Origin of the sequence: Variovorax sp. E3 (assembly GCF_016082275.1) — a bacterium.
Classification (GTDB): domain Bacteria; phylum Pseudomonadota; class Gammaproteobacteria; order Burkholderiales; family Burkholderiaceae_C; genus Variovorax.
The window spans coordinates 1-364 of record NZ_MOWM01000393.1; the positions used below are offsets into that span (position 1 = coordinate 1).

At 63.2% G+C, this 364-nt stretch carries 1 protein-coding gene; it reads left to right on the forward strand.

Translation table 11 applies throughout. From position 1 onward, the window contains the following. Nucleotides 1-17: 17 nt before the first annotated feature. The coding region (locus BMG07_RS41050) for a chemotaxis protein CheW (RefSeq protein ID WP_269759929.1) at nucleotides 18-364 on the forward strand (347 nt) is incomplete at its 3' end.

Genomic DNA, 364 nt, shown 5'->3' on the forward strand with positions numbered 1-364 from the left:
CCACGGGCGGCAACCGCCTGGAGGTGGTGACCTTCAAGCTGGGCGAAGAGGAATACGGGATCGACATCCAGAAGGTGCAGGAGCTGCGCGGCTACGACGCGGTGACGCGCATTGCGAACGCGCCGGAATACATCAAGGGTGTGGTGAACCTGCGCGGAATCATCGTGCCGATCATCGACATGCGCATCAAGTTCAAGCTGGGCGACCCGACGTACGACCAGTTCACGGTGGTGATCGTGCTGAACATCGGCGGGCGCGTGGTGGGGATGGTGGTGGACAGCGTGTCGGACGTGATCACGCTGACGGCCGAGCAGATCAAGCCGGCGCCGGAGATGGGTTCGGTGCTGGACGCGGACTACCTGAT